Genomic DNA, 4,260 nt, shown 5'->3' on the forward strand with positions numbered 1-4,260 from the left:
TCCAGGAACCGTTCGGCGCCGGTCAGGTCGGGGTCGTAGGCGGTCGCGACCCAGGGGGCGGGCGCGGCGGCGGTGATCGCCGCGCGGAACCGGTCGCGGGCGGCGGCGTCGCCGGCGGCGCCGCGGTTGAGGACCGCGACGCTGGCGCGCCGTCCGTGGGCGTCCACGCCCAGGAACACGATTCCGGCGGGGGTCTCCGCCAGGCGCGCCGACAGGCGGAAGGGCCCCAGCTGCGCGGGGTCGCCCGGGGGCAACGGCCTCGACATGGCGGCCACACTAACAACCGCGCCCTACGATCGGCTCCGGAAGGCGCCCCGCCGCGCCCCCGCCGCGGGGCGCGGCGGCCCCGCCGGCGGCCCGGGCGGACGGCGTGTGAACAGGTCGGCCGGGACACGCAGCGTTCCCGCACGAACGGGTACAAGTGATCGCGTAGGGTCGGAAGGCGCCCACGGGGCAGGACGTTGGCAGGACAGTGCCGGTCGGACTAGTGAGGACTCCCACATGACCATCGCCGCCCACGATGTCGACGAGGCCGCGGCACTGCTGCAGAGCACGGTCGCGGAGGTCAAGAAGGTCATCGTCGGCCAGGAGCACATGGTCGAGCGGATGGTGGTGGCGCTGCTGGCGCGCGGCCACTGCCTGATCGAGGGCGTGCCCGGGGTCGCCAAGACCCTCGCGGTGGGGACGCTGGCGCGGGTGGTCGGCGGGACGTTCGCGCGGTTGCAGTTCACCCCGGACCTGGTGCCGTCCGACATCGTCGGGACCCGGATCTACCATCCCTCGACCGAGCAGTTCGACGTGGAGCTCGGGCCGGTGTTCGTGAACTTCGTGCTGGCCGACGAGATCAACCGGGCCCCGGCGAAGGTGCAGTCGGCGCTGCTGGAGGTGATGGCGGAGCGGCAGGTGTCGCTGGGCGGCACGACGTATCCGCTGCCGCGCCCGTTCATCGTGCTGGCGACGCAGAACCCGATCGAGTCCGAAGGCGTGTACCCGCTGCCGGAGGCGCAGCGCGACCGGTTCCTGATGAAGGTGGACGTCCGGCACCCCGGGGCGCACGAGGAGCTGCAGATCCTGCGGCGGATGAGCACGGACCCGCCGGAGGCCGCGCAGGTGCTGGACACCGGGCGGCTGGCGACGCTGCAGGCCGCGGCCGCCGAGGTGTCGGTGCACGAGCTGGTCGCCGACTACATCGTGCGGCTGGTGATGGCGACGCGCGAGCCCGAGCAGTACCGGCTGCCTGACCTGCGCCCGGTGATCGAGATCGGGGCGAGCCCGCGGGCGACGCTGGGGCTGGTGTCGGCCGCGCGGGCGCTGGCGCTGCTGTCGGGCCGCGACTACGTGCTGCCCGACGACGTGCGGGCGGTCGCGCGGGACGTGATGTCGCACCGGCTGGTGCTGACGTTCGACGCGCTGGCCGACGGGGTCGCGGCGGGCGACGTGATCGGGCAGATCCTCGCGGCGGTGCCGCCGCCGCGGGTGGTGTGGAACCACGGGGCCGCGGCGGTGACCACCGCATGACGACGGCCGGTCCGGGGGACGGCCCGTCCGGGGAGCGGGGCGGGTCCGCGCGGCTCGCGCCGGAGCGGACGCTGCGGCGGCTGGAGCTGCAGGTGACGCGCCGGCTGAACGGGCTGCTGAACGGCGAGCATCTGGGGCTGCTGCCGGGCCCGGGCACCGAACTGGCGGAGGCCCGGCTGTACCAGCCGGGCGAGGACGACATCCGGCACATGGACTGGGCGGTGACGGCCCGCACCACCAGCCCCCACGTGCGCGACCTGGTCGCCGACCACGAGCTGGAGGCGTGGGCGCTGGTCGACATGACGCCCAGCATGGACTTCGGCACCGCGGACCTGGTGAAGCGGGAACTGGCGGTGGCGGCGCTGGCGGCGGTGGGGTTCATGACGGTGCGGCTCGGCGACCGGGTCGGCGCCTACCTGCTGCACGGAGGCGGGCTGCGGCGATGGCCCGCGCGGACGGGCAAGGCCCCGTTCTACGCGCTGCTGCAGGCGGTGCTGGAGGCTCCCCCGCACGACCCCGAGACCGCCGCGGCGGACGGCGACGACTCCCCCCGGCGCACGCCCGGAAGCGCGTTCGGAGGCGCGTTCGGGGGGACGGGGCTGCGGGGCGGCGCGCACGGCGACCTGGCGTCCGCGATCGAATCACTGGACCGGGGGCAGTCCCGCCGCGGCCTCCGCGTCGTCATCTCCGACTTCCTGCCCTCCCCCGGCGACGACGGCCCCCCACCGGACGGGACCGCCGCCGAGCCGCGGCCGCCGTGGGAGCGGCCGCTGCGCCGCCTCGCCGCCCGCCACCAGGTCCTGGCCGTCGAGATCATCGACCCCCGCGAACTCGAACTGCCCGACGTGGGACTCGTCGAGATGACCGACCCCGAGACCGGCGCCGTCCACGAGATCGTCCTGAACCGCCGGGTCCGCGAACGGTACGCGCAGGCGGCCGCCGAGCAGCGCGACCGCACCCGCGCCGCGCTGCGCCGCTGCGGCGCCCACCACCTGGTCCTGCGCACCGACCGCGACTGGATCGCCGACGTCGCCCGGTTCGCCCTCCGCCAGCGCCGCGCCGCCGGCCGGCCCGTCACCACCGCGGGAGTGCGCCCATGACGTTCCTGTCGCCCGAACGCCTCTGGCTGCTGGCCCTCGTCCCCATCCTGGCGGGCCTGTACGTGGCGCTGCAGTGGCGCCGCCGCCGCTACGCGGTCCGGTTCACCAACCTGGCGCTGCTGCAGCAGGTCGCGCCGCGCCGCCCCGGATGGCGGCGGCACGTCGCAGCCGGCCTGTTCCTGGTGATGATCCTGCTGATGATGGTGGGGTTCGCGCGGCCCGCCGACGACGTCCGCGTCCCCCGCGACCGCGCCACGATCATGGTGGCGGTGGACGTGTCGCTGTCGATGATGGCGCGGGACGTGGCGCCGAGCCGCTTCGACGCGGCCAAATCCGCCGCCAAGCAGTTCATCCGGGACCTGCCGGCCCGGTTCAACGTCGGGGTCGTCGCGTTCGCCGGGAACGCCAACCTCGTCGCGGCGCCGTCGGACGACCGCGCCGCGGCGATCGCGTCCATCGACCAGCTCGTGCTGGCCAAGCGGACCGCGATCGGCGAGGCGGTGTTCACCTCCCTGCAGGCCGTGCGGTCGTTCGACGCGCAGGCCCGCCAGGACCCGCCGCCCGCGCACATCGTGCTGCTGTCGGACGGCGACAACACCACCGGCCGGTCCGTGCAGGAAGCCGTCACCGCCAGCCGCGGCGGGGACGTCCCGGTGTCCACCATCGCGTTCGGCACCCCCTACGGCACCGTCACCATCGAGGGCGAGACGACCAGCGTGTCGGTGAACAAGGAGACGCTGCGGTTCCTGGCCGACAACACCGAGGGGCACGCCTACGAAGCCGCCGACGCCGGCCAGCTGAACGAGGTGTACTCCGACATCGGCACCTCGCTGGGCTACACCACCGAGCACCGCGACGTGTCCGCCCGCTACGTCGGCATCGCGCTGCTGTTCGCGCTCGCGGCGGGCGGCGCGTCCCTGGCCTGGTTCTCCCGCCTCCCCTGACCGCCCGCCCGCCGCGGCGGGCGGTGCGGCGGGCGGTGCGCGGAGCGCCCCGCGCACTGGTACGGTCGGCCGACGTGGGGGAGCACTATTTCGCCGAGCGGCCCGGCGCCGCGAGCCGGCGCCGCGCCGTCGACCTGGTCCTGCCGGACCTGCACCTGCGGCTGGAGACCGACGGCGGGATGTTCTCGCCCGACCGCGTCGACCCCGGCACCCGGGTCCTGCTGGAGACCGTCCCGCCGCCCCCGCCCGACGGCGACCTGCTCGACCTCGGCTGCGGCTACGGCCCGATCGCGCTGACGATGGCGGCCCGCGCGCCCGCCGCCCGCGTGTGGGGCGTGGACGTCAACCGGCGCGCCCTCGCGCTCGCCGAGGCCAACGCCGCGTCCGCCGCGCTGCCCAACGCCCGGTTCGCGCCCGCCGACGAACTGGACCCCGCACTGCGGTTCGCCGCGATCTGGTCCAACCCGCCGATCCGCATCGGCAAGGCCGCCCTGCATGAGCTGCTGCTGGCGTGGCTGCCGCGCCTGCGGCCCGGCGCGCACGCCCACCTGGTGGTGCAGAAGCACCTGGGGTCGGACTCGCTGCACCGCTGGCTGGACGGCCGGGGCCTGCCCACCGAGCGCGTCGCGTCCCGCTCCTCCTACCGCGTCCTGCGCGTCACCGCCCCGCGAACCGACCCCAGGTGCTTCTGCACCACC

At 75.4% G+C, this 4,260-nt stretch carries 4 protein-coding genes and 1 pseudogene; 4 read left to right on the top strand and 1 reads right to left on the bottom strand.

Going from position 1 to position 4,260, the window contains the following annotated elements; translation table 11 throughout:
• Nucleotides 1-266: pseudogene (locus DMH08_RS38800) on the bottom strand (hypothetical protein); the annotation flags it as partial.
• A 235-nt stretch (nucleotides 267-501) separates the two neighbouring features.
• Between DMH08_RS38800 and DMH08_RS38805 the strand changes: the two are divergent.
• The 4 genes from DMH08_RS38805 to DMH08_RS38820 form a co-directional block, all read left to right on the top strand.
• Nucleotides 502-1,518 (top strand): AAA family ATPase, encoded by a 1,017-nt coding sequence (locus DMH08_RS38805; protein WP_026401724.1) that lies wholly within the window; start codon nucleotides 502-504, stop codon nucleotides 1,516-1,518.
• The gene (locus DMH08_RS38810) at nucleotides 1,515-2,618 is read left to right on the top strand and encodes a DUF58 domain-containing protein (RefSeq protein WP_125621235.1); all 1,104 of its coding nucleotides are present in this window, start codon (nucleotides 1,515-1,517) and stop codon (nucleotides 2,616-2,618) included. The genes DMH08_RS38805 and DMH08_RS38810 overlap by 4 nt, the downstream gene beginning before the upstream one ends.
• On the top strand, nucleotides 2,615-3,562 hold the full coding sequence (locus DMH08_RS38815) for a VWA domain-containing protein (protein WP_026401722.1): 948 nt from the start codon (nucleotides 2,615-2,617) through the stop codon (nucleotides 3,560-3,562). Before DMH08_RS38810 ends, DMH08_RS38815 begins: the two co-directional genes overlap by 4 nt.
• 74 nt (nucleotides 3,563-3,636) lie before the next feature.
• Nucleotides 3,637-4,260, top strand: a 624-nt coding sequence (locus DMH08_RS38820; RefSeq protein ID WP_125621237.1) for a class I SAM-dependent methyltransferase, incomplete at its 3' end; no start/stop codon positions are given.

Origin of the sequence: Actinomadura sp. WAC 06369, assembly GCF_003947565.1 — a bacterium.
GTDB lineage: Bacteria > Actinomycetota > Actinomycetes > Streptosporangiales > Streptosporangiaceae > Spirillospora > Spirillospora rifamycini.